This is a genomic window from Thomasclavelia sp. (genome assembly GCF_047249845.1).
Lineage (GTDB): Bacteria > Bacillota_I > Bacilli_A > Erysipelotrichales > Coprobacillaceae > Thomasclavelia.
This window is the reverse complement of sequence record NZ_JBKTWO010000127.1, coordinates 1-2,362: the sequence shown is the minus strand read 5'-3', so window position 1 is coordinate 2,362 and position 2,362 is coordinate 1. Positions and strand designations below refer to the sequence as shown.

At 31.6% G+C, this 2,362-nt stretch carries 3 protein-coding genes; all 3 read left to right on the top strand.

Annotated features, from left to right (window positions below):
- The first annotated feature begins 61 nt into the window (after window positions 1-61).
- On the top strand, window positions 62-250 hold the full coding sequence (locus ACLR9T_RS13905) for a DUF951 domain-containing protein (RefSeq protein WP_413110083.1): 189 nt from the start codon (window positions 62-64) through the stop codon (window positions 248-250).
- A complete protein-coding gene (locus tag ACLR9T_RS13900) occupies window positions 240-710 on the top strand; it encodes a GNAT family N-acetyltransferase (protein ID WP_008790683.1) in 471 nt (156 codons plus the stop codon). The genes ACLR9T_RS13905 and ACLR9T_RS13900 overlap by 11 nt, the downstream gene beginning before the upstream one ends.
- Before the next feature lie 334 nt (window positions 711-1,044).
- Window positions 1,045-2,362 (top strand): MATE family efflux transporter (locus ACLR9T_RS13895; protein WP_413110082.1); only part of this gene is annotated, 1,318 nt, incomplete at its 3' end.

Sequence of the window (2,362 nt, the reverse complement as noted above, 5' to 3'; positions counted from 1 at the left end):
ACAATAACAATGTTAATGCAAAATACTATTGAAGCTTTTTATAAACGGAATGGTGGTTAAGATGGAATATAAATTAAATGATATTGTGGAAATGAAAAAACCGCATCCATGTAAAAAATCTAATCAATGGCAAATTATTAGAATGGGTGCAGATATTAAAATTAAATGTTTGGGTTGTGGAGCCATAATTATGTTTTCTAGAAGGGATTTTGAAAAGCGTTTAAAAAAGGTCATTCCGCATGCTGATTAGACTGATTGAGGAAAAAGATAATCAAGAGGTTGAGCAATTGATTCGCACCTGTCTTCTTGAATTCAATGCTAATAAACCTGGTTGCGCTTGGGAAGATCCAAATCTTGGACAATTCTTTCAGGTTTATCAACCTATGAATATGCAGTATCTTGTTGTTGAGAATGAAGGTCACATTGTTGGGGGTTGTGGAATTGGACCTGTTGAGGGAAAAGATGATGTTTGTGAACTTCAGAAAATGTATTGTCTTTTGGAAACAAGAGGAACTGGAATCGCACAACAGCTTTTAGATTTATCTTTAGATTTTGCTAAAAAGCATTATTCAAAATGTTATCTAGAAACATTTGAAAACATGGTAGCTGCTAATAAGTTTTATATAAAAAATGGCTTCCAATTATTAGATAAGCCAATTGTAGATGGACCACACTTTGCATGTGATAAGTGGTATATAAAAGATTTATAGTTAACTGTGAGAAATCACAGTTTTTTAATAAAAAAACTTAAAGATGTGTCTAATGATTTTGAGGTAATGGAGATGCATAAGTTTTTGAGGAGAAAATATGCATACGAAATGTATTTGACTTTTATCCTCTCTTTTATTTATGAAATGATGTGTGACTGTGCCTAAGATAACTATATATCTTTATCTATATTTCATAAACCTTATAGTCAACTCTATCATCATACTATCAATTGATAGTTTTTACTTCGTAAAATGAGATAAATTAGGTATCTTGACAAATAAAGACAAGAAGTTTATGATATATTCGTTAGGTACCTAAAGGGAGAAGTTATGTATGAATAAAGAGAAGATGGAAACTGGCAAAATTTTGCCACTATTAGTAGAACTTTCAGTTCCAGCTATGATTGGAATGATTGTTAATGCAATATATAATATTGTTGATAGAATGTTTATTGGAAATGCACCACATCTAGGTTCGATTGGATTGGCAGGAATTACGATATCATATCCAGTAACACTTGTATTAATGGCGTTAAGTTTAATGGCAGGAGTTGGTGGTGCAACTCGATTTTCAATTGCTTTGGGTGCAAAGCAAGATGAAGATGCAAAATTTTATCAAGGTAATTCCTTAATGATTACTGTTATTTTTGGATTGGTGTTTATGATTTTTGGGAACTTATTTATGGATCCTATACTTACAGTCTTGGGCGCAAGTGAAAGTGTTTTACCGCATGCAAGGGCATATTTAAGTATTATTTTGTATGGAGCAGTTTTTCAATGTGTTGCAATGTGTGGCAATAACTTTTCAAGAGCACAGGGCAATGCAAGAAATGCAATGGTTTCACAATTATTAGGTGCAGGATTTAATATTGTTTTTGATTATATATTCATTGTTCAATTTCATATGGGAATGGAAGGTGCAGCACTTGCAACAATTGGTGGGCAATTTTTAAGTATGGTATGGCAACTTGCTTTCTTATTTGGAAAGAGAGGGCTTATTCAATGTAAATTAGTTCATATGAAGTTGAAAAAACGTTTTACATATATGATTTTGAAAACAGGATTACCAGCATTTTTAATGCAGATGTCAGCCAGCGTTTTAAATATTGTTATTAATGGAACATTAGGGACATATGGTGGAGACACTGCTATATCTACAGTGGGTATTATTACCAGTGTACAGACACTTATGTTAATGCCATTGACAGGAATGGTACAAGGACAACAACCTATTATTAGTTATAATTATGGAGCTAAGCGATATGATCGTGTCAAAGAGACATTGAAATATACAGTCATTGGCTCAACAATAATAGCATTTATTGGTTTTTTAATTATTGAAATATTCCCTGCGATGATAATCTCTATGTTTAATCAAGAAGCAGAAATTATTAATTTAGGAAGTATATCATTGAGAATATGGTTTATCTGTTTACCACTTATTGGTTGTCAAACAATGTGTGCAAACTTTTTCCAAGCCATTGGAATGGTTAAACAATCAAGTTTTTTAAATTTATTAAGACAATGCTTGTTGTTAATACAGCTAATACTTATATTGGCCATGATATTTAAATTATATGGTGTTTTTATAGCGGTACCAATTGCAGATTTAATAGCATTTCTTATAACTATGTATCTTATAAGAAGAGAAT

Bases quoted from the DNA above. Each gene is read 5' to 3' on its own strand.
- ACLR9T_RS13900 (WP_008790683.1), top strand. From the start codon at position 240: ATGCTGATTAGACTGATTGAGGAAAAAGATAATCAAGAGGTTGAGCAA.
- ACLR9T_RS13905 (WP_413110083.1), top strand. From the start codon at position 62: ATGGAATATAAATTAAATGATATTGTGGAAATGAAAAAACCGCATCCA.